The organism is Hymenobacter coalescens (assembly GCF_054783195.1).
Genome location: NZ_BAAGRA010000001.1, coordinates 35014 through 58398 on the forward strand (window position 1 = coordinate 35014; position 23385 = coordinate 58398).

The following is a 23385-nucleotide window of genomic DNA, read 5'->3' on the forward strand; positions in this document are numbered from 1 at the left end:
TCAAGGAACTGCTAGCGCAAGGCCTCCCTGATGGTACCGGCGCAGAGGATGAGCGCAGCGCCCGCCTCGGAGTGGACGCGCAAGCACCACTTCGGCGAGCTGCTGCGGGGCAGCAGGCCCAGGCCCAGCAGCTTGCCCTCGGCAAACGATACGATTGAAGAGGTGGACAGTGGCGCCCTGTTTGGGGTTAAGCGGCAGCCTCACGCGTTGCTCATTGCTTTGACAGGCGGTAGCGCAGCGCACCGCTGATGGTATCGACCAGCAATGCCAGGCGCTGGCCTGTTTCGGTTTCCAGCTCCAGGCGCTGCTCGGTGGGGCGGGCCTTGCCGGTGAAGCGCGGCAGGCCCCGCAGCGCCACGAGGCGCGGCTGGGTGGGCGCACCGCGGCCAATCAGAGCCAGGCGCCCGCCGGCCAAGTCGACGAAGTAATGCGTGCGGGTGGCGGGCAGGTAGCGGTAGAGCCAGTTGTAGCCCAGCATTTCGCTGCTGACCAGATCGAGCTGAAACCGCGCCAGCTCGCGCCCCTGCCGGTCGAGCACCCGGTTGTTGGGTCCGGGCAGGGGCCGCTCCCGATCCAGCGAGTCCGCCTCGGGCGTGTAGGTCACCAGCACGGCCTGCTCGCTAAGCCAGGCGGCCGCGCCCACGCTCATGCCTGGCCGTCGAAACGCCACCACCCCGCCGTCGGCCCGCAGCAGCTCGTAGCTGGTCAGCAGCGCCTGCCCATCGGCCGAAAGCAAGGGGTTGCCGGGGTTGTAGGCCTCAAGAAACCACTGGCTAACCCCGGCGTGCCGCAGCCGCCCGGTGCGGGCATCGAGCAAGAGCAGCAGCTCGCCGCCCACGTCGGTGCCCTCGGGGCCGAAATACACCAGGAAGGCCAGGCTGCCGAAGGCGGGCAGGTAGCCCAAGTAGCGCGGCCGGAACGCGTCGGTATCAAGCACGAAGTCCTCGCCCAGGGCGGGGGCCAGCTCCCGGGTTTTGCGCAGCGTCTGGTCGAACACTGGCCGGCCGGCCGCGTCGCGCAAGCGGAAACGGTAGCGCACCTCGTAGCCGCGGGCGGTATCGATGCGCGTGACGCGGGTCGGGTTGCCAGCCTCATCCACCGCGCTGACACGGCTTCGGTAGATTTTCTGCAGCGGCTGGGTGGAGTCGGCCACGGCGCTGGTGTACAGCTGGTAGCGCTGGCCCGCCACCTCCACCGGCTGAAAGCGCGGCGTGGTGGCCGTATCGGGGCTCACCAGCGGCTGGTAAAAGGCCCGGGGGCTGGCCGCCAGGGTGTCAGCTGCCGGCGCGGCGGGGGCTGCCGGCGCGGCGGGCGGGGGTTGGCGCTGCTCGGCGCGGCGGGCATCGCATGCGGCCAGGGCCAGCATGCCCATCATAAACCAGCTGATTCGCATAAAATAAGCCCCGGCCACGCGCCCTGCGGTGGGCGCGTGGCCGGGGCTGCAACCTGCACAATTTCCGCGAACCGGGCTACACCTGCGCCACCGAGTCGGGGCCGTTGTGGCCCAGGTTTTTGGCGGCGCGCACTACTTCCGGCACGGCCAGGGCGAGCGAGGCCAGGGACAGGGCGTTGGCCGTCTGGCAGTAGAAGCACAGGGCCTTGTTTTCCTTCCATTCCTCGCGGGCCAGCACCAGGTTGGTTACCACGTCGCTGAGGATTTTGGCGCCCATGGCCAGCGGTACCCAGGGTTTCATCAACGCCCGGCCCTTGCCGCCGGCCGAGGCCAGCACGGTGGTCAGGCCGTAGGTCACGATCATGGCGGCCGCGTCGGGCGTGTCGAGGCGCTTGTAGCCGTAGTCGGAGGCGTCCACCTTGTCGGAGTCGAAGGGGCCCACGGGCGGGTCGGGCAGGTGCTTGACGATGCCCGTCTGGTAGAGCGTGACGATCTGGCCCATGGCCACGCCGAGCAGCGAGAGGCCGATAATCCAGCGGCGGCGCTTCAGGTCGGGCGTTTGGGCGGTGCGCAGCTCGCGGCTGAGTTGGGTTGGGTTCATGGCGGGGAACGGGGTCGGGTAGGAAAAGAAAACACGGGATTCTCAGAACCGTACGCGCCCCGCGGCGCCGGGTTCGGCCGCGGCTGGTTCGGCGCCGGCCGCGTAGCTTTGGCCCCATGCCCGTGCTGCCCGAAACCGCCCGCCTGGCCCTGCGCCCGCTCACTGCCGCCGACTTCGACGTGTACTTCCGCCTCAACACCGACCCGGCGGTAATGCGGCACATCGGCCCGCCACGCCCCCGCGAAGTGGTGCAGCAGTTCCTCGACGACATGCCCGCCGACTACGCCCGCTGGCCGGGCCTGGGCCGCTGGCTTACCCTCGACAAGCTGACTGGCGCCGTGGTGGGGCTGCACCTGCTCAAGCCCCTGGATACCTCGGCACACATCGAGCTGGGCTACCGCCTGCTGCCTGAGTACTGGGGCCGCGGCTACGCCACCGAGATGGGCCGCGCGCTGATTCACTACGGCTTCGAGCAGCTCGCGCTGCGCCAGATCGTGGGCATCACGGCCCCCGACAACCTCGCCTCGCAGCACGTGCTGGAAAAGTGCGGCATGCGCTACCTGCGCCCGGACCACTTCTACCACACCGACGTGCGCTTCTACGCCGTCGACAACCCCGCAGCGGCTTCCGCCGAATAGCCCTTGCCACTCCCCGCCCCCGCCATGGCTGATCAACTGCTGCTGCTGGTCGAAACCACCCTGCGCCTGCCGGGCCTGGGCACGCTCGTGGGCTCCCGCGCGCACGGCGAGGCCCTGCGGCGCTTTCCGCTGCACGCCCAGCTGGAGGTGGAGCTGCGCCTGCCCCACGGCCAGCTGAAAGTGCCGGCCACCGTGGAAGAGCTGCAGCGCCCCGCCGACGCGCCCAATGCCGAGGCCACCGCCGACTACGTGCTGCTGCTCGACGCCGACAACGTGGGCGAGCTGCCCGCCGGCACCGAAATCTGGCTGCCGGCCGTGTGGGCCGACATTTACCACCTTGCCTGAGCTTATGCTGCCCGAAACCGCGCGCCTGTACCTGCGCCCCCTCACGCTGGACGACCTCGACCTGGTGTACCGCCTCGACTCCGACCCGGCGGTGATGCGCTACATCATTCCGCCGCGTACCCTGGAGGGCGCCCGCGAGTACCTGCAAGAGGTGCTCGACAACTACGAGCGGTTTCCCGGACTCGGGCGCTGGGCCGTTCTCGAGAAGGGCAGCGAGGCCTTTGTGGGCATTCAGGTGCTCAAGCACCTCGAGGCCTCGGGCCACATCGAGGTGGGCTACCGCTTTTTCCCGGCGTACTGGGGCCGCGGCTACGCCACCGAAATGACGCGGGCGGTGCTGCGCTACGGCTTTGCGCAGTTGGGCTTGCAACAGATTGTGGCCGTGACCGACCCCAATAACCTGGCCTCGCAGCATGTGCTGGAAAAGTGCGGGCTGCGCTACCAGGGCCTGCAACACTTCTACGGCGGCCCTTCGCGGTTTTACACCATCGAGGCAGATGCTCTAACCGCCTAGCCCGGCCGCGCACAACTACTACTGCTGCGCGCCTTGCCGGCTACCCGGCATCCGGCCCTGCAGGGCGGTGAGCTGGGGGCGTAGATTGAGCACGCATTTGTACAGGGGGCGGCGTCAGGGCCGCTGCGAAGCCCAACAAGGGTGCGCTACTTCACCTGCCGCAGCCAGGCGGCCGCTTCCTGCGCGTCGTTGAAGACGCGGTAATGCAACGCGCCTTCGCGGGCGCCCTGCATCAGGGTGCTCATGGCCAGGCGGGCAAACACGTCGTTGGGCAGGAGCACGGCGGCAATCATCTCGCGCTGCAGGGCGTGGCTCACCACCAGCCACTGCTCCTTGATCCAGGTGCGCTCTTCGTCGCTGAACGGGGCCAGCAGCCGCTGATTGGCCAGCATGCGGTTCCAGCCCCGGCGCCTGAGCAGCTGCTCCAGGTGATTCAGAAATGCCTGAAACTCGCCGAGCTGGCGCGGCCCGGCGTTGTAGTCCACGATGGCGTACCCGTCGGGGTGCTCATGCAGGCGCCCGATGGGGTTTTCGAAATAAATCGGCAGGCCCGAGAGAATGAGCATACAGGAATGCGCAAGAAAGTGAGCGGCGGGCGGCAACTACGCCGCAAAGCTAGTAGCTCCGCGCACAAAGTCCTTTATCCCGGCCGGTTCGCGGCATTTGGGGCCGTCCCGCACGCGGGCTGGCAGCCGCGGCCGTATCTTTACCTTGCATGAATTCCCACGCTGCCCCCGTCGTTCCGCCCCACGCCGCCTCCGCTCCCAGCGCGGACGCGCTGCAACCCTTTCTGCGCCAGGCCGCCCAGGATTTGCTGAGCCGCTACACCGGCGCCGAGCTGTCGGACCTGGTGGTGGTGGTGCCCACGCGCCGGGCCGTGGTGTACCTCAAGAACGAGCTGGCCCTGGCCGCGCCGGTGGGCGAAGCGCTCTGGTCGCCGCGCGTCACGTCGATGGAGGACTACATGGTGGATTTGGCGGGCGTGCAAGTGGAGGAGCCCATTGCCCTGCAGCTGCTGCTGTTTGACATCCTGCGCGAACTGGACCCCAACCTGGACTTCGACCTGTTCACCGGCTGGTCGCGCCTGCTGCTCGACGACTTCTCCAACCTGGACCAGAACCTGGCCGACGCGAGCAACCTCTTCGAGTACCTTTCCGAAGCCAAGGCCCTGGAACGCTGGGACCTGACGAACTCGCCCGCGCCGGCGTCGGCCACGGCGGCCTGGTTCCGCTTCTGGGACGACCTGGAGAAAGTGTACCGCCGCCTGCGCCGCCGCCTCAAGACCGACAACCTCGCTTACCCCGGCCTGGCCTACCGCCTCGCCGTCGACGCGATGCAGAAGCGGCTTCAACACGAGGAGCCAGTGCCGCAACACGTGTTTCTGGGCCTGGGCATCCTCTCGCGCAGCGAGCAGTATTTGCTGCGCCAGCTACTGAAGGCCGGCAAGGCCGAGGTGCGCTTCGATACCGACCGCTTCTACCTGGAAGGCTCGCCCAACCGCGCCGGCCTGCCCTTCAGCCGCCTGCGCGAGCACCTGGATTTGGGCGTGCAGGCCCTGGGCTTCGCCGAAACGGGCTCCGTGGACCTGCTGCGCACCGTGCCGCGGCAGGTGCGCATGATCGGGGTGGCCAACAACTCCATGCAGGGCAAAGTGGCCGGGCAGCTGGTGGTCGAGGGGCTGCAGGCCAACGCCCGCGGCTCGGTGGCCGTGGTCTTGCCCGACGAGACGCTGCTGCTGCCCGTGCTCCACGGCCTGCCGCCCGAGCAAGTGCCGCAGTTCAACGTGACCATGGGCCTGAGCTTCCGCAGCACGCCGCTGTTCAACCTGATCGACCTGCTGTTTGAGGTGCACCTGACCGGCATCCGGGAGGGCGAAACCGGGCCCGACTACGGCATCCGGCGCTACCACCACCTCACCGTCACCAAGCTGCTGGCCCACCCCTTCCTGCGCCGTTACGAGCAGTGGATCGACCAGCAGCCCGAGCAGGAAGCCTACCACGGCGTGCTCGACCGGCTGTGCCGGCAGATCGTCAAGCGCAATGCGGTGTTGCTGACCGAGGACGAGCTGCGCGACATGGGCCGCCACCACCCGCTGGTGGAAGCCCTGTTTCGGCCCTGGCGCAACTGCGACGACGTGGTGCGGGCCTGCTACGAGGTCATCGAGCTGCTGCGCGACGTGTACCGGCAAGAGCACACGGCCATCGAAGCCGAGTACCTGTACCTGTTCTACACCCTGGTGCGCCAGCTCGATTCGGCCTTCGACTGCCGCGCGCAGCGGCCCTCGGTGCGCTCGTTCCGCCGCTTTCTCTACGAGCAGATGTCGCGCACGCGCCTGCCCTTCGCCGGCGAGCCGATTGCGCAGGTGCAGGTGATGGGGCTGCTGGAAACCCGCGCCCTGGACTTCGACCACGTCATCATCCTGAGCTGCAACGAGCAGATCTTGCCGGCCCCGAAGCGCAACAACTCGCTGTTTCCCTACGACGTGCTCACCAAGTACGGCCTGCCCACCTACGCCGAGCACGAAGCCGCCACCTCGCACCAGTTCTGGCGCCTGCTGCAACGGGCAAAGCGCGTGGACCTGGTCTACATCCTGCCCGGCGCCGAGGGCGTGCAGGCCGGCGAGCGAAGCCGCTTCCTGCTGCAGATCGAAAACGACCTGCTGCCGCAAAATCCCGGCCTGGAGCTGCTGGACCTGACCGCCTCGGCCACCGTGCTGCCCGACGGCCGGCTGGTGGGCGGCGAAGTGGCCCGCGGCTCCGAGGGCTACCAGAAGTACGAGGGCGACCTGGTGCTGGAAAAGGACTACGAAATGCTCGGCGCCATCCGCGGGCTGCTGGAGCGCGGCCTCTCGGCCTCGGGCCTGAACCAGTTCCTGACCTGCTCGCTGCAGTTCTACTTCTCACGCATCGCCAAGTTTCAGGAGCAGGAAGGCGTGGCCGAGGATTTGGGCGCCGACGTGTTCGGCACGGCCGTCCACTACGTGCTTGAGCAGCTCATGCTCCCCTTCGTGCGCGACAACCGGACTATTGCGGCCGACGACGTGGCCGCGTGGCTGCCCCAGGTGCCGGCCCTGCTGGAGCGCGGCTTGGCCCTGGACGACGGCGCCGAAACCGAAAACCCGCGCCAGCAGCTGCCCGACGAGGGCCTGAACCACGTGCTGCGCGGCGTGGGCGTGCGCCTGGTGGAGCGCTACCTGGAGTCCTTGCAGCAGCAGATGGAGCGCGACGGGCCGCTGAAGGTGGTGGGCCTGGAAGAAGAGCTGCACGGCACCGTGTTCGTGGAAACGCAGGCCGGCGACCGGGTAGCCGTGCGCTTGGTGGGCTACGCCGACCGCGTGGACGAGCTGCCCGACGGCCGCCGCCGCATCATCGACTACAAAACCGGCGCCGTGCACGGCTCGGGGCTGAACCTGCTCGGCAGCGCCCGCAAACGCTACACCCCCGCCGAAGCCCTGGAACGGCTGGTGTCGGAAGCCGGCGGCGGGGCCGAAAAGGTGCGGCAGCTCTGGCTGTACCGCCTCATGCTGGCCCAGCGCGGCTTCCCGGCCGCCGAGGCCGCCATCGTGCCCCTGCGCAGTCCCGATCCGCAGCCGCTGGAAGCCGACCTGTCCTTCCTCACCGACGACGGCCTGCTGTTCGAGGAAGCCAGCCAGGTGGCCCTCACCCGCCTCGTCGACCGCATGCTGGACCCGCAGGAACCCATCCGCAAAACCGACGACCTGAACGTGTGCCAGTGGTGCCCCTACAAGGGCATCTGCGCGAGATAAACGGTTAAATTGTCAAATTGCTAAATTGTTGGTCGTTGCGAAATTCATAACCATCAGCAATTCAACCATTTGACAATTTAACCACTTGAGTTTCATGGACCAATTCATGCAAGCCGCCATCGACGAAGCCCGCCTGGGCCGCTCGCAGGGCGGTATTCCGATCGGCTCGGTGCTGATGCGCAACGGCGAACTGGTGGCCAAGGGCCACAACAAGCGCGTGCAGGAGCTCAACCCCATTTTGCACGGCGAAATGGACTGCCTCAACAACGCCGGCCGCCAGCGCACCTACCGCGACACGGTGCTGTACACCACCCTGATGCCCTGCTACATGTGCGCCGGCACCATCGTGCAGTTCAAGATTCCGAAAGTCGTGGTGGGCGAGGCGCGTACCTTCGGCGAGTCCAAGGAATTTCTGGAAAGCCACGGCGTGGAGGTCGAAATCCTCGACCTGCAGGAGTGCGTGGACATGATGCAGGAGTTCATCACGGCCGAGCCGACGCTCTGGAACGAGGACATCATGGAGCTGTAGGCCCGCCCCTGCTTTTCCAGGCTGCCCGCCGAAGCCAGCCGCCGCTTCACCCGTTTATGTGAGCGGCGGTTGGCTTCGGCGGACGTACTTTTGGGCCATGCAACCGCGCGCCCTTTTCGCCTCCAAGCGCTGCCCACACTGCGGGGCGTGGTCGGACCACCAGCACCGGCCCGACGACCGGTGCCAGCACTGCCACGAGCTGCTCGACCCGCAGGGCCCGCAGCGCGCGGCCGACCTGCAGAAAGCCTGGCAGTGGGAGATGCCGCCGGTCATGCTCATTCCCATCCTGCCCACCGACTCGCGGCTGGTGCGCCTGTTCAAGCACGTGGTGCGCGGCGGGCAGCTGCTGTTTGCGGCTACCATTTCCTTTATCCTGTGGCTTATCGCGGCCGTGGCAGGCTAGCCCTGGCGCCGCTGCGGCAGCCCCTGTTCGTGGCCGCCGCGGCCGGTTACGCCGCGTACCAACTGCTGGCGCGCGGCCTGCACTGGCCCCTGCCCGGCTGGGTCACGAGCTGGCTGGCCGATGCGCTGTGCATGCCCGTGGTGCTCACGCTGGCCCTGGCGGTGCAGCGCGCAGGCCGCGGCCGCCCGCAGCTGGTGCTGCCCGACGGCTGGCTGCTGGCCGCGTGGCTGTACGTGAGCCTGTGGTTTGAGCTGCTGCTGCCCGGGCTGTACCCCGGCCGCTACACCGCCGACGGGCTCGATGTGCTGGCTTATGCCGCCGGCACCGGGGCTTTTCGTTGCTGGCTGAACCGGCCTGCGGCACCCCGGCGCTAACCCTGGCGCCCGCGTTTACCGTACAAGCTACTTCGCCCGCCGTGCCCGCCGCACGGCGGGCGGTTTGTTTCCGCAACGCTCCACCCCATGCTGCTCAACGACCTCCAACAAGTGTTTGCTCACTACTGGGCGCACCTGCTCGATTTAGTACCCAAGCTTGCCGTGGCCATTGTGCTGCTGGTGGTGGCTATTTTCCTGGCCAACCGCATCAGCGCGCTGGTCGGCGGCCGCCTGCACGCCCGCTCCCACGACCCGCTGCTGGCCGAATTTCTCACCCGCATGACCAAATGGGCCCTTATCCTGCTGGGGCTCACCGTGGTGCTGCAGGTGCTGGGCATGACGGGCCTGGTGGGCGGCATGGTGGCCGGTGCGGGCCTGACAGCCTTTGTCGTGGGTTTTGCCCTCAAGGACATTGCCGAAAACTTCCTGGCCGGCGTGGTGCTGGCCTTCAACCGCCCGTTCCGCATCCACGACACGATTCAGATCCGCGACAACCAGACCCTGATGGGCCGGGTGGAAGCCCTGAACCTGCGCACCACGCTCATCAAAACCTTCGACGGCAAGGATATCTACCTGCCCAACGCCATGGTGCTGCGCGAGCCGCTGATCAACTTCACCCGCGACGGCCACATCCGCCAGGACTTCCAGGTGGCCGTGGACATGGCCGGCCAGGGCGGCCCCGAGGTGCTCAAGCCGCTGATCCTGGATTTCGTCCGGGGCTTTCACGACGTGAAAAACGACGAGCCGCACACGCCTTATGTTATTCTGGAAAAAACCGACGGCACCATGGCCACGCTGCACGTGTACTTCTGGACGTACTCCGAAGACTACCGCCGCGGCACCCAGGAGCTGAAAAGCGAGCTGATGCAGGGCATCCGGGAGTTGCTGCTGCAGCGAGGCTACGAGCGCCCGGCCACCGTGCAGTAAGGCTAGGCCACCGCTGAATGCTCGCGCCTGTGCCGTATAGACGGTAATCAAAGAATGTGTTGTGACGCTTGGTGGCCGGTTTGCTCCTCTGACGTGCGCTGCTGGAAACGAAGTTCAGCGCAGCCCAAGAAGGTACAGCCAGGCAGCGCTACCGCTTCCTCGGAACCATTCAACGAAGCGGCAGAGCTGCTTCGCGCGGCGCGGCTGCGCGTTCTTATTTGCTTGCGGTTCCCTCCATCAGCTATAGCTGCCCGCGGGCGTGGCGGCTCACCAGCTCGGTGCGGCTGCTGACCTGCAGCTTGCGGTAAATGCGCTTGACGTAGGTGCGCACCGTCTCGACGGAAAGATCCAAGCGCGCGGCCACCTGCTTGTCGCTCAGCCCATCGACGATGGCCTGCACGACTTCCCGTTCGCGCTCCGAGAGCAGGTCGGGCTGGGTGCTGGGGCTGGGCTTGAAGTGCGCCAGCACCTTGCGCGCCACGGCCCGGCTCATGGGGGCGCCGCCGCTGGCCACTTCGAGCACGGCGGCCTTGATGTCGGCCAGCGGGGTGTTTTTGAGCACGTAGCCGGAAGCCCCCGAGCACAGCGCCCGGTAGATGCGGTCGGCATCGTCGAAGACGGTCTGCATGAGCACGTCGGCCTCGGGCAGGCGCTGCTTGATGAGCGGCAGCGCGTCGAGGCCGCTCATGCCGGGCAGGTGAATATCGAGCAGCACCACCTGCGGGGGCTGCAGCAGATCAGGCAGTTCGCTCAGGAAAGCCTCGGCCGAATCGGCCACGAGCACGCAGTCCAGCTCGGGCTGCTGGCACAGGTAGCCGTGCAGCAGGGCGCGCACTTCGGGGTCGTCCTCGACCAGAGCCAGGCGAATGGGGTTCATGAGGCAAAGGACGCGGCTCCCGGCCCGGGAACCAAGCCGCCCCCCGTCCCCAAATGCGGTACACGGCTCGGTTGCAGGCCGGACATTGCCCCCATACGTTTGCACCGGCCGTCCCCGTCAGGCCGGTACCTTTCGCGGTTTCCATCTCTTTTTGCCCTCTATGACCCCACGCTTTACCTTCTTGCCCCTGGCGCTGCTGGCCCTCCCGGCGTTGGCCCAATCACCCGTTACGCTGACGCAGGCCACGTTCCCGGCGTCGGCCAGCACCGTGGAACGCTACCAGGACGCCAGCCTCCCCGCGGGGCTGGGGGCCCCGGCTACCGGCGCCAACCAGACGTGGGACTACCGGGGCCTGGTGCCCAGCGGCTCGGCTTATCAACTGCTCAACCTGCCGGTGCCACCCAGCCCGCCCTTCGCCGGGGCGCAGTGGACGCGTGCCAACTCCAGCACCATTGGCAACGTGGCGTACGTGGGCACCACCTATTTCAACCTGGCTTCTACGGGACGGATGGCCCTGGGCCGCGGCATTACCCGCCAACCCTTTTCCCTGGCTACGCGCACCGGCGGCGCCAACGACTCCATCGTGGTGAACCGGCAGCACGTGCCTTACGGCGGAGCGAGCGGCATCGTGGACTTCCCGCTGCCGCTGACGGCCGGCAGCCGCTCGCAGCAGAATTTCCGCATCGGGGTGACGGGCACGCTGACGGTGGCCGCCGCCAGCCTAACCCGCGCCCCGTTCCGCCTCGTGCAGCGCTTCACCTACGTCGACTCGGTGGCCGGCTGGGGCACGCTGCGCATCCCGGTGGCAGGCCGCCCGGCCGGCTCCGATGCCCTGCCGGCGCTGCTGGTGCGCAGCCGCACCATCCGGCAGGACAGCGTGTACCTGAACGGCCAGCCGGCCCCGGCCGCGCTGCTGGCGGCTTTCGGCCTGAGCCAGGGCCGCGTGACGACCTTCTACCTGGACCACTTCTGGCGCGCGGGCTCGGCCCAACCGCTGCTGGAGCTGTACTACCCCAACGGGCAGTACGCCACGCCCAGCTTCGTGGACTACTCCACCGAGAGCAACGTGCTGGCCACAAAGGCGTCGTCGGCGCTGGCGGCGGGCTGGCAGGCCTGGCCCAATCCGCTGGATTCGGGCCAGCCCTTGCAGCTGGCCCTGCCGGGCGCTCAGGCCGGGCAGCCGGTGCAGGTGACCCTGCAGGACGCGCTGGGCCGCGTGGTGCTCAGCCGGCAGCTGCCGCTGGCGGGCGGCACGGCTACCTTGCCCGCCACGGCTACGGCAGCGCTGCGGCCGGGGCTGTACACGCTCACGCTGCAGCAGGGCGCGCACCGCGCCACCTCGAAGCTGCTGCGCGACTAAGCCGGCTCAAGGGCTACCCGCCCAAAACGCCACCCCGGCCGCAGCCGGGGTGGCGTTTTGGGCGGGTAGCCCGGCCGATACCCCCAAATGCGGTACACGCCCCGCTTGGAATAGGACTCTGCAAGCAGGAAGTTTGCACTGCCAATGCTCCGGCCCAGCGGCTGAGGCAGGCGCTGTTTCCTCCTCACACGCTGTATGCATCCACTCCTAAGGTACTCGCTCACCCTGGCCGCCGCGCTCGGCCTGGGCTCTGCCGCCCAAGCCCAGACCACTCCCGCCGGCTCGGTGGGCGTAGGCACCACCACGCCCCACGCCTCGGCCGCGCTCGAGGTGTCGTCGACGGCCAAAGGCCTGCTGCCCCCGCGCCTGACGCAGGCCCAGCGCGACGCCATCAGCAGCCCGGCGGCCGGTCTGACCATCTACAACACCGACGCGGGCAAGCTCAACACCTGGAACGGCTTTTACTGGAGCGAGTCGGTGCAGGGCCTCTCGGCCGCCGCCAGCGGCCCGCAGGCCGTGACATTCAACTTCACGGGCGCCACCCAAACCTGGACCGTGCCGCCCAACGTGACCAGCGTGCAGGTGGATATGGCCGGGGCCCGGGGCCGTACCATCGACAACTGCAGCAACTGTTACCGGGGCGGCCGGGGCGGCCGGGTACAGGCCACGCTGGCCGTGCAGCCGGGCCAGGTGCTCACCATTGAAGTAGGCGGCGACCGGGGATACAACCCCAGCACGCTTTACCAAGACGGGGGCTACAACGGCGGGGGACGCGGCAGCGAACCGGGCGGCGGCGCTACCGATATTCGCATCGGCGGCACGGGCCTGGCCAACCGGGTGCTGGTAGCTGGTGGCGGCGGCGGCTCGGGCTACTACGCCCGCGGCGGGCCCGGCGGGGGCGTCGCGGGCGGCGACGGCCTGGTTCCCAGCGCGGGCAACCCGACGGGGACGCCAGGGACCGGTGGTACCCAATCGGCGGGCGGCGTCACGGGCGGCACGCCGCAACAGTACTGCTACTGCGGCACGAGTCAGGCCGGCCTGGGGGTGGGCGCCGGCCTGACCGGCGGCACCAGCTGGGGCGCTGCGGGCGGCGGCGGCGGCTACTACGGCGGCGGCGCCAGCCACGGAAATGCCGGCGCCGGCGGCGGCTCCTCCTACGCCGACCCAGCGCTGACCAGCAACGTGGTGCATACCCAGGGCTACCAAAACGGGGCCGGCTACGCCCGCCTGAGCTTCAGCTTCCAGCCCGAAGCGCCCGTCATCAGCCTCCACAACGCTACGACCTCGCAGGCGGCGGGCAGCGTCATCTTCAGCGACGGCAGCAAGCTGAGCGGCAGCAACCAGCTGTACTGGGACCACGCCAACGCCCGCCTGGGCGTGGGCACCAGCAGCCCGCAGACACCGCTGCACGTGGCCGGTACAGCACGCCTCGACGGGCTGGGTGGCACCGGCACGCGCATGGTAACCACCGACGGCAGCGGCCAGCTGGCGGCGCAGGCCCTGCCCCAGCTCAGCCTGAGCGGCCTGACGCTGGGCATCAGCGGCGGCAATACCGTCACGCTGCCCGCCGGCGCCGACAACCTGGGCAACCACACGGCCACCCAAAACCTGAACCTGGGTACCAGCCAATTGGTGGGCCACGGCGGCAGCACCGGGCTGGGCGTAGCGGCCGGCGGCGGCCTGCTGCTGCCCGCCGGCGTGATTCAGCGCGGCGGAGCGGCCATTACCAGCACCTCCGACCTGGGCCTGTACTCGCGCGTGAGCGGCAACTTCCTGCGCCTGGTCACCAACAACGCCCCCATCCGCTTCTACGCCGACGACGACCGGGGCACCACGCCCAACGTGACCTTTGAAAGCAACGGCGACGTGGGCATCGGCACGGGCAACACCACGCCCGCCAACCGCCTCGACGTGCAGAGCGTGGGCCGCAGCGGCAGCCACGCCACGGGCCGTACGCTGTACGTCACCGGCGACTTCAACGAGGCCGGCAACGGGGCCGAGTTTCGGCACTCCAACGGCACGCAGGGCCTCGGCCTCGGCTACAACTCGCTGTACGCCGCCGGCTCCAACACCAATCAGCACCTGAACCTGATGCCCAAGGGCACCGGCGGGGTGGGTATCGGCACCACCACGCCCTCGGCCCTGCTTGACGTGAACGGCAACGGGCTGGTGCGCGGCGCGCTGGGCTTCGGGACCAGCACCCGGCAGATGATTGACCTGTGGGGCACGGCCTACGGCATCGGCGTGCAGGACGGCACGCAGTACTACCGCTCGGGCGAAGCCTTTGCCTGGTACGCGGGCGGCGCGCACAGCAATACCCAGTTTGACACCGGCGGGGGCACGCAGCAGATGGTGCTCAAAAACGGGCGCCTGGGCATCGGCACGGGCTTCACCAACGCGGCCCTGCCCAACGGCCCGTTGGAAATTCGCCAACAAAGCCCCTACCTGGTGCTGCACTCGCCCGGCAACGCCTGGGCCTCCCTCGGGCTGGATGCCAACGACGGCTACAAGCTCAAGCTGTCGGATGGCCCCTCTCTCGGCGGCGCCAACTACCTGACCTTTAGCGGTGCCAACGTGGGCATCGGCACCACCGCCCCGGCGTACCCGCTGGACGTGCAGCGCAGCGTGACGCCGGGCAACTTCAACTACGGCTACCTCAACGGCGGCGGCTCGACGGGCTACGCCACCAACAACACCGGCCCGGTGAGCATCCGCGCCACGGGCCGCGTGCTGGCCACCGAGTTCAACGCCACCTCCGACCGGCGTCTGAAGACTGTAATCGGCCTGAGCAACGCGGCCCAGGACCTGGCCCTGCTCCAGCAGTTGCGCATCACCGACTACCAGATGCGCGACCGGGTGCAGTACGGTGCCCGTCTGTTCAAGAAGGTCATTGCCCAGGAAGTGGAGCAGGTGTTTCCGCAAGCCGTCAACCAGCACGCCGGCTTCGTGCCCGATATCTACGCGGCGGCTATCCGGGCCGAGGTGCAAAGCGACTCGTTGCTGCGGCTGACGCTGCCGGCCGCCCCGGCCGCCGCCCAGGTCGGGCAGCGGATCAAGCTGCTCAGCGCCGGCGGCGAGGTGGTGGGCACGGTGAAGACGGCTAGCGGCCAGGAGCTGCTGGTGCGCGGGGCCCGGCAGCTGGCCGGCCAGCCGGTGTTCGTCTTCGGCCTGGAGCACGCCGATGTACGCACCGTCGACTACGAGGCGCTGGCCATGCTGAACGTGTCGGCCACCCAGGAGCTGGCCCGCAAGGTGGCCGAGCTGGAAAAGCAGAACGCCACCCTGCGTCAGCAAAACCAGGCCCAGGGCCAGCGCCTCGACCAGCAGCAGGCTTCGCTGCAAAGCCAGGCGGCCCAAACGGCCGAGCTGGCCCAGCGCCTGCAAGCCCTGGAAAACCTGCTCAGCCCCAAAGCGGACGTGCGCTAACGCCCCCGCTTGCGCCCGCACACGGCCCCGCGGCTTTCGGCTGCGGGGCTGTGTGCGTTTATCTGCGGGCCGGGCGTATTTTTGATGGTCAACAGCTCCTGGTTTTGCCTTCTTTCTCGCTGCGCGTCGCTGCTTTACGTTTGCCCTGGCTGCTGGGCCTGCTGCTGGCCGGCGGGCTGCTGACATGCCCACCGCGCGCCGAAGCCGCGCCCGCGTTCCTCGACAGCCTACGCCGCCTGCCAGAGCTGCCGCCGACCGAGCAGCTCCGGCTGGCCCGACGCCCCGTCACGCCCGCCACGGCCCCCACGGTCATTCGCCTGACGCGCCTCAGCGGCCTGCCGCGCCTGGTGCTGGCCGAGCTCCTGGCCAACCTGGCCGGACACTACCTGCACGAGAATCAGCCCAGTCTGGCGGTGGTGCAGATGCTGCAGACCCGCCAGATGGGCCTACAGGACGGTGACTCGGCACGCTACAGCGTGGCCTGCGAGTGGCTGTGCTACGCCTACGCCCTGCTCCATCAGCCGCGCCTGGGGCTGCGCTATGGCCACGAGGCCCTGCGCGCGGCCCCCGGCCGCGGGCGCGCCAAACGCGACCAGTTGGCCAGCATCTACTCCAACCTGGCGACCTGCGCCGAGCTGCTGCCCGATTATCCGCTGGCCACGCGCTACTACCGCCGCGCCCACTGGCTGGCCGTCTTCGACCGCGACTCGGGCAACATCGCCGTGGCCCAGGCCAACCTGGCCGCCGTCGCGCTCAAGCGGGGCCGCTACGCCGAGGCCGCCAGCCTGCTCGACTCGGCCCATGCTGTGTACCCGGAGCCCCGCTCGCCGGGCGCGCAGGTGTTTCTGGAGCGGCTTGCCGGGGAGCTGGCCCAGCGCCAGGGCAACGCTCCCCAGGCGGTGGAGCGGCTGCAGCCCGCCCTGCACCACAGCCAGCAGCACCGCCTGCTCGACGAAGAACTGACCATCATCCGCCTACTGGTGCCGGCCCTCGCCACCCTGGGGCAGCACCGCGAAGCCCTGGGGCATCAGCAGCGCCTCGCGGTGCTGCAGGACAGCCTGTTCGAGGCCAACAGCGCCCGGCACGCCCAGGAGCTGCGCACCCTCTACGAAACCGAGCAGTACGAGCAGCAGCTGGCCCGGCAGCGCCAGCGCATTGCAGGCCTGAAAGCCAGCGCCCAGCAGCACCAAGCCGAGCTGAACCGGCGCAACCTGCTGCTGGTAGCCGGGCTGCTCGGTGCCAGCCTGCTGCTGGCGCTGGTGGTGGTGCGCCAGCGGGCCCGCAACCTACTGACCTCCACCGCCGAAGCCCTGCGCATGCGCAGCCGCATCGCCGCCGACCTGCACGACGAGGTGGGCACGCTCCTGACCCGCATCAACCTGCAGGCCGAAATGTTGCGCCAAGCGCAGCCGGCCCCCGATCCGGCCCTGGAGCGGCTGCTGGCCAACAGCCGCCAGGCCGCCGGCACCATGCGCGACATCGTGTGGGGCATCGACGCGGAGGCGGACACGGTGGGCGCCCTGCTCGACCGCATGCGCGACCACCTCGACCAAACCGCTGCCGCCGCCGGCCTGGCCACCGAGCTGCACGTGCACCACCTGCACGACGAGGACGCCCTGCGCCCCGACGTGCGCCAGCACCTGTTCCTGATCTTCAAGGAAGCCGTGAGCAACGCGGCCCGGCACGCCCACGGCGCCACCTGCCTCCACGTGACGCTGGCCCAGACCGAAGGCGAGCTGCACCTGCGCGTGACCGACAACGGGACGGCCCCGGCGGCGGCCCCGCGCCGCAGCGGCCTGGGCCTGCGCAGCATGCAGCAGCGCGCCACGGCCCTGCGCGGCTGGCTGAGCGCCGGCGCGCTGCCCGCGGGGGGCTTCGAGGTGAGCCTGCGCGTGCCCACCTGAGGCCGCCAATGCGGGCCCGGATTTGGGGCGGTGGCTTTACCGTCTCACCAATTCGCCGTATCATGCGCAGAACGAGAACGGCCGGATGTTTGCGGCAGGGCTGCCCCGGTTGTTCCGCTTCTCGTTTGCCGCATGCCCAAAAGCATCATTCACCGAATTCTGCGTCCCCTGCTGCTTTGGCGCCTGCGCCACGTCAGCGACCGGGTGTACCTGATTCTGGTGAGCATCCTGGTGGGCACGCTGGCAGGGCTGGCGGCCGTGCTGCTCAAAAACGCGGTGCACTGGGGCCAGCAGCTGCTCTACGGGTGGATTCCCGAGCAGAACCGGGTTTTTGCCCTTTTTCTCTACCCTATCATCGGCATCGGCCTCACGGTGCTCTTCACACGCTACGTACTGGGTGGCAACCTTGGCCGCGGCATCGGACCCATCATTTATTCCGTGGCCCGGCAAGGCAGCATCGTGCCGCGTTCCAAGCTCTACTCGCAGTGGGTCAGTTCCCTGCTCACGGTGACGTTCGGCGGCTCGGCGGGTCTGGAAGCGCCGATTTCGGTGACGGGCTCGGCCATCGGCTCCAACCTGGCCCGCATCCTGCGCGTGAGCCGGCGCGAGCGGCGTCTGCTGGTAGGCTGCGGGGCGGCGGCGGGGGTGGCGGCCATCTTCAACTCGCCCATCGCGGGGGTGCTGTTCGCCGTGGAAGTGGTGCTCAGTGAGCTGTCGGCGCCGTTTTTCATTCCGCTGCTCATTTCTTCGGCCACGGCCACGGTCGTGTCCAAGTTCCTCTTCACCGGCCAGCCCTTCGTGCTCATCACCACCAGCTGGTCGCTCGATACCATCCCGTTTTACCTCGTCCTGGGCCTGTGCGCCGCGCTGGCGTCGGTGTACATGATCCGCGTGTACTTCGCCGCCGACAAGATCTTCGAGCGGTGGCGCGGCAATTTTCGCAAGGTAGCCCTGGGCGGCGTGGGGCTGGGCGTGCTGGTGTTCCTCTTTCCGCCGCTCTACGGCGAGGGCTACAACGTGGTGCAGAACCTGCTCAGCGGCGAGCCGCAGCGCCTGCTCGACGCGAGCATTTTCTCGGTGTACCGCGACGAGAACGTGTGGATTCTGCTCACCGTGGCCCTGTGCTCCATGCTGCTGAAGGTGCTGGCCACCTGCATCACCATCGGGGCGGGCGGCAACGGGGGCATGTTCGGCTCCTCGCTGTTTTCGGGCGCGCTGCTCGGCTTCATCATTGCTCGCCTGATCAACGTGAGCGGCTGGTTTGTGGTGCCGGAGGTGCACTTCGTGGTGCTGGGCATGGCCGGGGTGCTGGCTGGGGTGGTGCACGCCCCGCTCACGGCCATCTTCCTCATCGCCGAAATCACCGGTGGCTACGCCCTGTTCGTGCCCCTGATGTTCGTCACGAGCTGCTCCTACCTGATTACCCGCTACTTCGAGCCGTACTCGGTGTACACCCGCAAGCTGGTGCAGCGCGGCGTGTACGTGCACCAGGACCGCGACCGGGGCCTGCTGGCGCAGCTGGACCTTTCGCGCCTGCTCGAAACCGACTTCGAGCCCGTGCAGCCCGACGCCACTCTGGGCGAGCTGGTCGACATCTTCCGCCACGCCACCCGCAACCTGTTCCCCGTCGTCGACGAGGACGGAGCCCTGGTGGGCATCATCTCCCTGGATCAGGTGCGCGACGCCCTCTTCGACGAGGAGCACTACACCACGACGCGCGTGAGTGATCTGATGAGCGAGCCGCCCGCCACCGTAAACGTCGACGACACGCTGCTCGACACGCTGCGCTGCATGGAACAGCTGAACGTGTGGGCCCTGCCGGTGCTCAAGAACGGCCGCTACGTGGGCTTCCTGCTGAAATCGTCCATTCTGGCCGGGTACCGCAAGCAGCTCATCAAGGAAAGCGAGTAGCGGGGCGTTACGCCGCCCGCTGCGGCCGGCGGCGCGTCAGCCAGGCATCCAGCCCCAGGCCCAGCAGTATTCCGGCGGTGTAGCTCAGCACATCGGACCACAGAAAACCCCGCCCGAGCACCAGGGCACCGAGCCAGGTGCCCCGCACCGCCTGCAGCCACGGCGCCTGCCAGAGCTGGCTCACTTCCACCAACTGCGCCACCGCCCACGCCGCGGCAGCGCGCTGCCAAGCTGGCCGCCGCGGCCCTACGGCGCTGATCAGCCAAAATACCAGCAAGGCCCAGAGCGCGTCGCCCGCGTAGGCCCCCACCCAGCCGGGCAGCCCGGCCCGCCACCGCCGCGACGCCAGCCCCAGCGCCACAGTAACGAGGGCCCAGGTGATGTAGCGCCCGCGCGGGCTGAAGCCGGTAAGTACGGGACGTGGGTAAAGCATTCGATGGCTGATGCAGGTGGATTTGCCAAGCCGAGCTAACGCGGCAATTTCAGTGCAAACATAATCATTACTTTGTATCACAAAGTTCTTTGATATATTTGCAATCAACGAACTCACTCGCCAGGTTTTTTGGTGCAGCGCCAGGTCATTCGCCCAGTCTTCATGCGGCACGCGGGCGGGTTGCCGACTACGATTTCACTACGCATGGATTATTTCGTTCCGCAGGGCTCGGTGGTGCGCCGCATCTGGGGCAAGGCCGACACGGTGCTGTTTATTTTTGCCGGGGCCGCCGCTGAGTTTGCCCTCAACAAGGCCGTGGATTGGCTGTATTTCACCGGCCGGCTGCCCGCCGACCCGTTGGGGCGCCTGTTTTCGACCGTGGAATACGCCCGGCAGATCGTCTTTGCCGAGCGCAGGGCTGCCGAGCGGGCCATCGATACGATTGCCGCCATCCACGCCGGCGTAGAGGCCCGCCGGGGCCAGCGCATCCCCGACTGGGCGTACCGCGACGTGCTGTTCATGCTCATCGACTACTCCATCCGGGCTTTTGCAGTGCTGGAGCGCCCGCTCACGCCCGCCGAGCAGGCCGAGGTGTTCGACGTGTTCGGGCGCGTGGGCCAGCGCATGGGCATTCCGGATTTGCCGGCCACGTATGCCGCCTGGCAAACGGCCCGCGAGCAGCACCTGGCGCAGGACCTGGAGGCCAGCCGTTTCACCACCGACCTCTACCAGCAATACCGCCGGCACCTCGGGCCCATCCGGTACGGCCTGCTGCTCCAGGCCCAGGGCCTGGTGGTACCGGCCCGGGTGCGCGAACTGCTGCGCCTAAGCGCGGGAGCGTGGCTGCGGCCGGTGCTGGCCCTGTACCGCCGGCTGGGCCACCTGGCGCTCAGCCGCCGGGCCCGGGCCGCGCTGCTGCCCACGGCTTACAAGAAACAAATTCTGGCGCTGGATATGGAATCGGCACCGCCGGCGCATCTGTATCCTGTCCACGCCTGAACAAAGCTCTGCCGCGGCGCGCTGTTGCGTACAATTTTTGCACGGCTGGGCGTTGGGCAATGGCCCGGAAACAGACGTCTACCCGTGTCTTTAATCCTGTCTGCGTATGACCATTGCTTTACCCCCCGCCCCGCTACGCTCGGGGCTTCTCGGCTTGTGGCCACTCTTGCTGACCCTGCTGCTGGCGGCACCGGCGCAGGCCTCCCACATCCGGGCCGGCGACATTCAGGCGAAGAGCGACACGACGCCCGCGCGCAACCCGATGCGCTACTTTTTTCGGATGGTGACCTACACCGATCCGGCCACCGGGGCGCACGCTGACGCCGACGAAACCATCTACTTCGGCGACGGCACGCGGACGGTGGTGACGCGGCAGTCGCAGGTGTACATCGGCAACGAGGTGTACCGCAACGTGTACGTGTTCGAGCACACCTTCAACGCGCCGGGGGAGTACTGGGTAAGCCACATCGGGGAGTACCGAAACCGGTTTATCCGCAACATGAGCAACCCCAGTGGCCAGAGCTTCTACATTGCTACCAAGATTACGATCAGCCCGCTGTACGGCATCAACCGCTCGCCGGTGCTGCACGCGCCGGCCGTCGACCGGGCCGCCATCAACCAGGTATTTCTGCACAACCCCGCCGCTTCCGACGCCGACGGCGACTCGCTGGCGTACCGCCTGCAGGTAAGCCAGCAGGTGCCGGCCGGCGTGGCCGGCACCAATGCCACCGGCAACCGCCCCGTGCCGCAGCCGGTGCCCCAGTACACCTACCCCCACCTCACCTACCCCGGCACTCAGGTGCCGTACAGCGGCCCGCCGGCCAGTACCAACGGGGCCGCGATACTCGACCTGAACCCGCGCACCGGGCAGCTGGTGTGGAATGCCCCCAGCATCGCGGGCGAATTCAACCTGGCCTTCGTGGTGGAAGAATGGCGGCGCGACGGGTTCGGCGGCCGCCGGAAGATTGGCGAAACCATCCGCGACATGCAGATTTCGGTGTTTGCCACGCCCAACACGCGCCCCCTGGTGCTGGCCCCTGCCGACGTGTGCGTGGTGGCCGGCAACACGGTCACGAGCACCGTGACGGCCACCGACCCCGACGGGCACCAGATTCGGCTGCAGGCTTACGGCGGAATGCTGCCGCCGGCCACCTTTACCCAGACGCAAAACCAGGCGGGCCAGGCGGCCGGCACTTTCCGCTGGACCACCAGCTGCACCGACGTGGCCTCCGAGCCCGCCCAGATACTGTTCAAGGCGGAGGATCAGCCGCCAGGCAGCAGCGCCGTGCGCCTCATCGACGAGCGGGTGTGGCGCGTGCGGGTGGTGGGCCCACCGCCCCAGAACCTGCAGGCGGGCCTGCAGGGCAACAGCACGCAGCTTAGCTGGGACCGGTACTTCTGCCAGAACGCCTCGCGCATCCGCATCTTCCGCAAGGAGGACCGCTCCCAGTGGCAGCCCGATGCCTGCGAAACGGGCATTCCGGCCAGCGCGGGCTACGTGCAGATCGGGGAGGTGGGCGCCAACCTGCAAGGCTTTCTGGACGACAACGGCGGCCGCGGGCTGGAGCGGGGCAAGACTTACTGCTACCGCATCTACGCCGAGTTTCCGCGGCCGGCCGGCGGCGCCAGCATTGCCTCGCAGGAAGCCTGCGTGACCTTGCCGGGCCGCTCGGCGCTGCTGACCAACGTGACCGTGGACCGCACCGACGCCACCACCGGGCAGATTACGGTGAAGTGGACCAAGCCGGCGCCGGCGGCGGCCTTTGCCCAGCCCGCGGGCTACCGCCTGCTGCGCGGCGAAGGCCAGAGCCCGCTCACGTTTACGCCCGTGCGCACCTTCAACAACCTCAACGATACCGTGCACGTGGACACCGGCCTCGACACGGAAAACCGGGCCTATAGCTACCGGCTGGAGTTTTTCCGCAGCGGCGGCGCGGGCTTGCCCGACATCGTGGAAACGGCCGGCCCGGCGAGCAGCGTGCGCGTGCAGGTAACCCCGAACCCAAGCCGCACGCCCACGATGGACATCAGTTGGGCCTACCAGGTACCCTGGGACAACAGCGGCACGCGCACGCGCATCTACCGCAAGGACCCGGGCAACACCACGTACAGCCTGCTCACCAGCTCGGCCGCGGCCACCCGTACCGGCGGCACATTTGTCGACCGTGACCCGATCCTGCGCCTGAACGCTACTTATTGCTACCGGGTGGAAACGGTGGGTGGCTACGCTGCGCCGCAGCCCCAGAACCTGGAAAACCGCAGCCAGGAGCTGTGCGTGCGCCTGGCCCCGCGCCCCTGTCGCCCGGTGCTGACGCTGCAAGGCCCCGACTGCGAAACCCTCAGCCAACAGGCCCTACAGTATCCGTCTCCCCTGCCCCGCCCGCTCACCTACACCAACGTCCTGGGCTGGACGCTCAGCGACCGGCCGGAGGGCTGCAGTGCCAGCGTGGTGGAGTACCGGGTGCTCTACAGCGCCACCTGCGACACCACAGCCTTCCAGGAAATCGGCCGCACCCGCCAATCATCTTTCACCCACGCCAACCTGGCTTCGGCCGCGGGCTGCTACCGGGTGCTGGCCGTCGACTCGGCCGGGGCCACGGCGGCCAGCAACATCGCCGCGGGCGACAACTGCCGGATCTTCGTGCTGCCCAACATTTTCTCGCCCAACAACGACCAGCAGAACGACACCTTCCGGCCGCTGTTTGCCAGCCCGGTGGCCCAGGTACGGGTGCAGATATTTAACCGCTGGGGCGCGAAAGTGTACGCCGGCAACGCCGGCACCGACCTCACCCTCTGGGACGGCGGCGGAGCCCGCAGCCGCGAGAGCGGCGGCCGCGACACGGGCGCCAAGGCCGCGGCCGGCACCTACTACTACCTGATCGAGGTGGAGTTTGCCGACCACGACCACACCCGGGCGTCCTTTAAAGGCTGGGTGGAAATCATGCGCTGAGCGCGCTGCACGCCCGATGGCAAAGGCCCGGCCGC

At 68.3% G+C, this 23385-nt stretch carries 19 protein-coding genes; 14 read left to right on the forward strand and 5 right to left on the reverse strand.

All coding sequences use genetic code 11. The annotated features are described in order from the left end of the window. Positions 1 to 211: 211 nt before the first annotated feature. Together ACYVKQ_RS00170 and ACYVKQ_RS00175 are read right to left on the reverse strand one after the other, a co-directional pair. The gene (locus tag ACYVKQ_RS00170; RefSeq protein ID WP_460574386.1) at positions 212 to 1393 is read right to left on the reverse strand and encodes a hypothetical protein; all 1182 of its coding nucleotides are present in this window, start codon (positions 1391 to 1393) and stop codon (positions 212 to 214) included. A 76-nt stretch (positions 1394 to 1469) separates the two neighbouring features. Continuing rightward, on the reverse strand, positions 1470 to 1994 hold the full coding sequence (locus ACYVKQ_RS00175) for a vitamin K epoxide reductase family protein (protein ID WP_460574388.1): 525 nt from the start codon (positions 1992 to 1994) through the stop codon (positions 1470 to 1472). Positions 1995 to 2110: 116 nt separating this feature from the next. On the opposite strand from ACYVKQ_RS00175, the gene ACYVKQ_RS00180 reads away from it, so the two are divergent. Genes ACYVKQ_RS00180 through ACYVKQ_RS00190 form a run of 3 tightly spaced genes read left to right on the forward strand, consistent with a single transcriptional unit; the run spans position 2111 to position 3491 of the window. Then, positions 2111 to 2632 (forward strand): GNAT family N-acetyltransferase, encoded by a 522-nt coding sequence (locus ACYVKQ_RS00180; protein WP_460574390.1) that lies wholly within the window; start codon positions 2111 to 2113, stop codon positions 2630 to 2632. A 24-nt stretch (positions 2633 to 2656) separates the two neighbouring features. Beyond that, positions 2657 to 2977 (forward strand): hypothetical protein, encoded by a 321-nt coding sequence (locus tag ACYVKQ_RS00185; RefSeq protein WP_460574392.1) that lies wholly within the window; start codon positions 2657 to 2659, stop codon positions 2975 to 2977. Positions 2978 to 2981: 4 nt separating this feature from the next. Then, complete coding sequence (locus ACYVKQ_RS00190; RefSeq protein ID WP_460574393.1) at positions 2982 to 3491, forward strand: GNAT family N-acetyltransferase; 510 nt, start codon at positions 2982 to 2984, stop codon at positions 3489 to 3491. A gap of 146 nt (positions 3492 to 3637) precedes the next feature. On the opposite strand, the gene ACYVKQ_RS00195 is transcribed toward ACYVKQ_RS00190, so the two are convergent. Further along, the gene (locus tag ACYVKQ_RS00195) at positions 3638 to 4057 is read right to left on the reverse strand and encodes a hypothetical protein (RefSeq protein WP_460574394.1); all 420 of its coding nucleotides are present in this window, start codon (positions 4055 to 4057) and stop codon (positions 3638 to 3640) included. Positions 4058 to 4206: 149 nt separating this feature from the next. Here ACYVKQ_RS00195 and ACYVKQ_RS00200 point away from each other — a divergent pair, with 149 nt between their 5' ends. The 5 genes from ACYVKQ_RS00200 to ACYVKQ_RS00220 all read left to right on the forward strand — a co-directional run bounded on the left by ACYVKQ_RS00200 (position 4207) and on the right by ACYVKQ_RS00220 (position 9490). Continuing rightward, the gene (locus tag ACYVKQ_RS00200) at positions 4207 to 7257 is read left to right on the forward strand and encodes a PD-(D/E)XK nuclease family protein (RefSeq protein ID WP_460574396.1); all 3051 of its coding nucleotides are present in this window, start codon (positions 4207 to 4209) and stop codon (positions 7255 to 7257) included. A gap of 94 nt (positions 7258 to 7351) precedes the next feature. Continuing rightward, positions 7352 to 7786 carry a nucleoside deaminase gene (locus tag ACYVKQ_RS00205; protein ID WP_460574398.1) on the forward strand — a complete coding sequence of 145 codons (435 nt, stop codon included), beginning with the start codon at positions 7352 to 7354 and terminating at the stop codon, positions 7784 to 7786. 97 nt (positions 7787 to 7883) lie between these two features. Next, positions 7884 to 8189, forward strand: coding sequence for a hypothetical protein (locus tag ACYVKQ_RS00210; RefSeq protein WP_460574400.1), 306 nt, complete (start codon positions 7884 to 7886; stop codon positions 8187 to 8189). After that, positions 8162 to 8563, forward strand: a complete 402-nt coding sequence (locus ACYVKQ_RS00215; RefSeq protein ID WP_460574402.1) for a hypothetical protein — start codon at positions 8162 to 8164, stop codon at positions 8561 to 8563. The genes ACYVKQ_RS00210 and ACYVKQ_RS00215 overlap by 28 nt, the downstream gene beginning before the upstream one ends. Before the next feature lie 87 nt (positions 8564 to 8650). Then, on the forward strand, positions 8651 to 9490 hold the full coding sequence (locus ACYVKQ_RS00220) for a mechanosensitive ion channel family protein (protein WP_460574404.1): 840 nt from the start codon (positions 8651 to 8653) through the stop codon (positions 9488 to 9490). A 241-nt stretch (positions 9491 to 9731) separates the two neighbouring features. On the opposite strand, the gene ACYVKQ_RS00225 is transcribed toward ACYVKQ_RS00220, so the two are convergent. Then, complete coding sequence (locus tag ACYVKQ_RS00225) at positions 9732 to 10367, reverse strand: response regulator transcription factor (RefSeq protein WP_460574406.1); 636 nt, start codon at positions 10365 to 10367, stop codon at positions 9732 to 9734. Positions 10368 to 10527: 160 nt separating this feature from the next. Between ACYVKQ_RS00225 and ACYVKQ_RS00230 the strand changes: the two genes are divergently transcribed. From ACYVKQ_RS00230 to ACYVKQ_RS00245, 4 genes are all read left to right on the forward strand, one after another. Continuing rightward, entirely contained in the window at positions 10528 to 11727 is a 1200-nt protein-coding gene (locus ACYVKQ_RS00230; RefSeq protein ID WP_460574408.1) for a hypothetical protein, read from the forward strand. Between the two features lie 195 nt (positions 11728 to 11922). After that, entirely contained in the window at positions 11923 to 15153 is a 3231-nt protein-coding gene (locus tag ACYVKQ_RS00235) for a tail fiber domain-containing protein (RefSeq protein WP_460574410.1), read from the forward strand. A gap of 104 nt (positions 15154 to 15257) precedes the next feature. Beyond that, entirely contained in the window at positions 15258 to 17057 is a 1800-nt protein-coding gene (locus ACYVKQ_RS00240) for a tetratricopeptide repeat-containing sensor histidine kinase (protein WP_460574412.1), read from the forward strand. 132 nt (positions 17058 to 17189) lie between these two features. Next, the gene (locus tag ACYVKQ_RS00245) at positions 17190 to 18968 is read left to right on the forward strand and encodes a chloride channel protein (RefSeq protein WP_460574414.1); all 1779 of its coding nucleotides are present in this window, start codon (positions 17190 to 17192) and stop codon (positions 18966 to 18968) included. Between the two features lie 7 nt (positions 18969 to 18975). Here the strand turns inward: ACYVKQ_RS00245 and ACYVKQ_RS00250 are convergent, their stop codons facing one another. Beyond that, a complete protein-coding gene (locus ACYVKQ_RS00250) occupies positions 18976 to 19401 on the reverse strand; it encodes a ribosomal maturation YjgA family protein (protein WP_460574416.1) in 426 nt (141 codons plus the stop codon). A 204-nt stretch (positions 19402 to 19605) separates the two neighbouring features. Here ACYVKQ_RS00250 and ACYVKQ_RS00255 point away from each other — a divergent pair, with 204 nt between their 5' ends. Together ACYVKQ_RS00255 and ACYVKQ_RS00260 are read left to right on the forward strand one after the other, a co-directional pair. Further along, positions 19606 to 20400: an oxygenase MpaB family protein gene (locus tag ACYVKQ_RS00255; protein ID WP_460574419.1), complete on the forward strand. Its 795-nt coding sequence runs from the start codon at positions 19606 to 19608 to the stop codon at positions 20398 to 20400. Positions 20401 to 20506: 106 nt separating this feature from the next. Continuing rightward, complete coding sequence (locus tag ACYVKQ_RS00260) at positions 20507 to 23350, forward strand: T9SS type B sorting domain-containing protein (RefSeq protein ID WP_460574421.1); 2844 nt, start codon at positions 20507 to 20509, stop codon at positions 23348 to 23350. Positions 23351 to 23385 lie beyond the last annotated feature (35 nt).

What these genes read in the sequence shown, in the direction of transcription:
- ACYVKQ_RS00190 (WP_460574393.1), top strand. Translation starts at nt 2,982, where the DNA reads ATGCTGCCCGAAACCGCGCGCCTGTACCTGCGCCCCCTCACGCTGGAC.
- ACYVKQ_RS00250 (WP_460574416.1), bottom strand. Translation starts at nt 19,401, where the DNA reads ATGCTTTACCCACGTCCCGTACTTACCGGCTTCAGCCCGCGCGGGCGC.
- ACYVKQ_RS00210 (WP_460574400.1), top strand. Translation starts at nt 7,884, where the DNA reads ATGCAACCGCGCGCCCTTTTCGCCTCCAAGCGCTGCCCACACTGCGGG.
- ACYVKQ_RS00200 (WP_460574396.1), top strand. Translation starts at nt 4,207, where the DNA reads ATGAATTCCCACGCTGCCCCCGTCGTTCCGCCCCACGCCGCCTCCGCT.
- ACYVKQ_RS00205 (WP_460574398.1), top strand. Translation starts at nt 7,352, where the DNA reads ATGGACCAATTCATGCAAGCCGCCATCGACGAAGCCCGCCTGGGCCGC.
- ACYVKQ_RS00260 (WP_460574421.1), top strand. Translation starts at nt 20,507, where the DNA reads ATGACCATTGCTTTACCCCCCGCCCCGCTACGCTCGGGGCTTCTCGGC.
- ACYVKQ_RS00220 (WP_460574404.1), top strand. Translation starts at nt 8,651, where the DNA reads ATGCTGCTCAACGACCTCCAACAAGTGTTTGCTCACTACTGGGCGCAC.
- ACYVKQ_RS00245 (WP_460574414.1), top strand. Translation starts at nt 17,190, where the DNA reads ATGCCCAAAAGCATCATTCACCGAATTCTGCGTCCCCTGCTGCTTTGG.
- ACYVKQ_RS00170 (WP_460574386.1), bottom strand. Translation starts at nt 1,393, where the DNA reads ATGCGAATCAGCTGGTTTATGATGGGCATGCTGGCCCTGGCCGCATGC.
- ACYVKQ_RS00175 (WP_460574388.1), bottom strand. Translation starts at nt 1,994, where the DNA reads ATGAACCCAACCCAACTCAGCCGCGAGCTGCGCACCGCCCAAACGCCC.
- ACYVKQ_RS00235 (WP_460574410.1), top strand. Translation starts at nt 11,923, where the DNA reads ATGCATCCACTCCTAAGGTACTCGCTCACCCTGGCCGCCGCGCTCGGC.
- ACYVKQ_RS00230 (WP_460574408.1), top strand. Translation starts at nt 10,528, where the DNA reads ATGACCCCACGCTTTACCTTCTTGCCCCTGGCGCTGCTGGCCCTCCCG.
- ACYVKQ_RS00185 (WP_460574392.1), top strand. Translation starts at nt 2,657, where the DNA reads ATGGCTGATCAACTGCTGCTGCTGGTCGAAACCACCCTGCGCCTGCCG.
- ACYVKQ_RS00180 (WP_460574390.1), top strand. Translation starts at nt 2,111, where the DNA reads ATGCCCGTGCTGCCCGAAACCGCCCGCCTGGCCCTGCGCCCGCTCACT.
- ACYVKQ_RS00255 (WP_460574419.1), top strand. Translation starts at nt 19,606, where the DNA reads ATGGATTATTTCGTTCCGCAGGGCTCGGTGGTGCGCCGCATCTGGGGC.
- ACYVKQ_RS00195 (WP_460574394.1), bottom strand. Translation starts at nt 4,057, where the DNA reads ATGCTCATTCTCTCGGGCCTGCCGATTTATTTCGAAAACCCCATCGGG.
- ACYVKQ_RS00225 (WP_460574406.1), bottom strand. Translation starts at nt 10,367, where the DNA reads ATGAACCCCATTCGCCTGGCTCTGGTCGAGGACGACCCCGAAGTGCGC.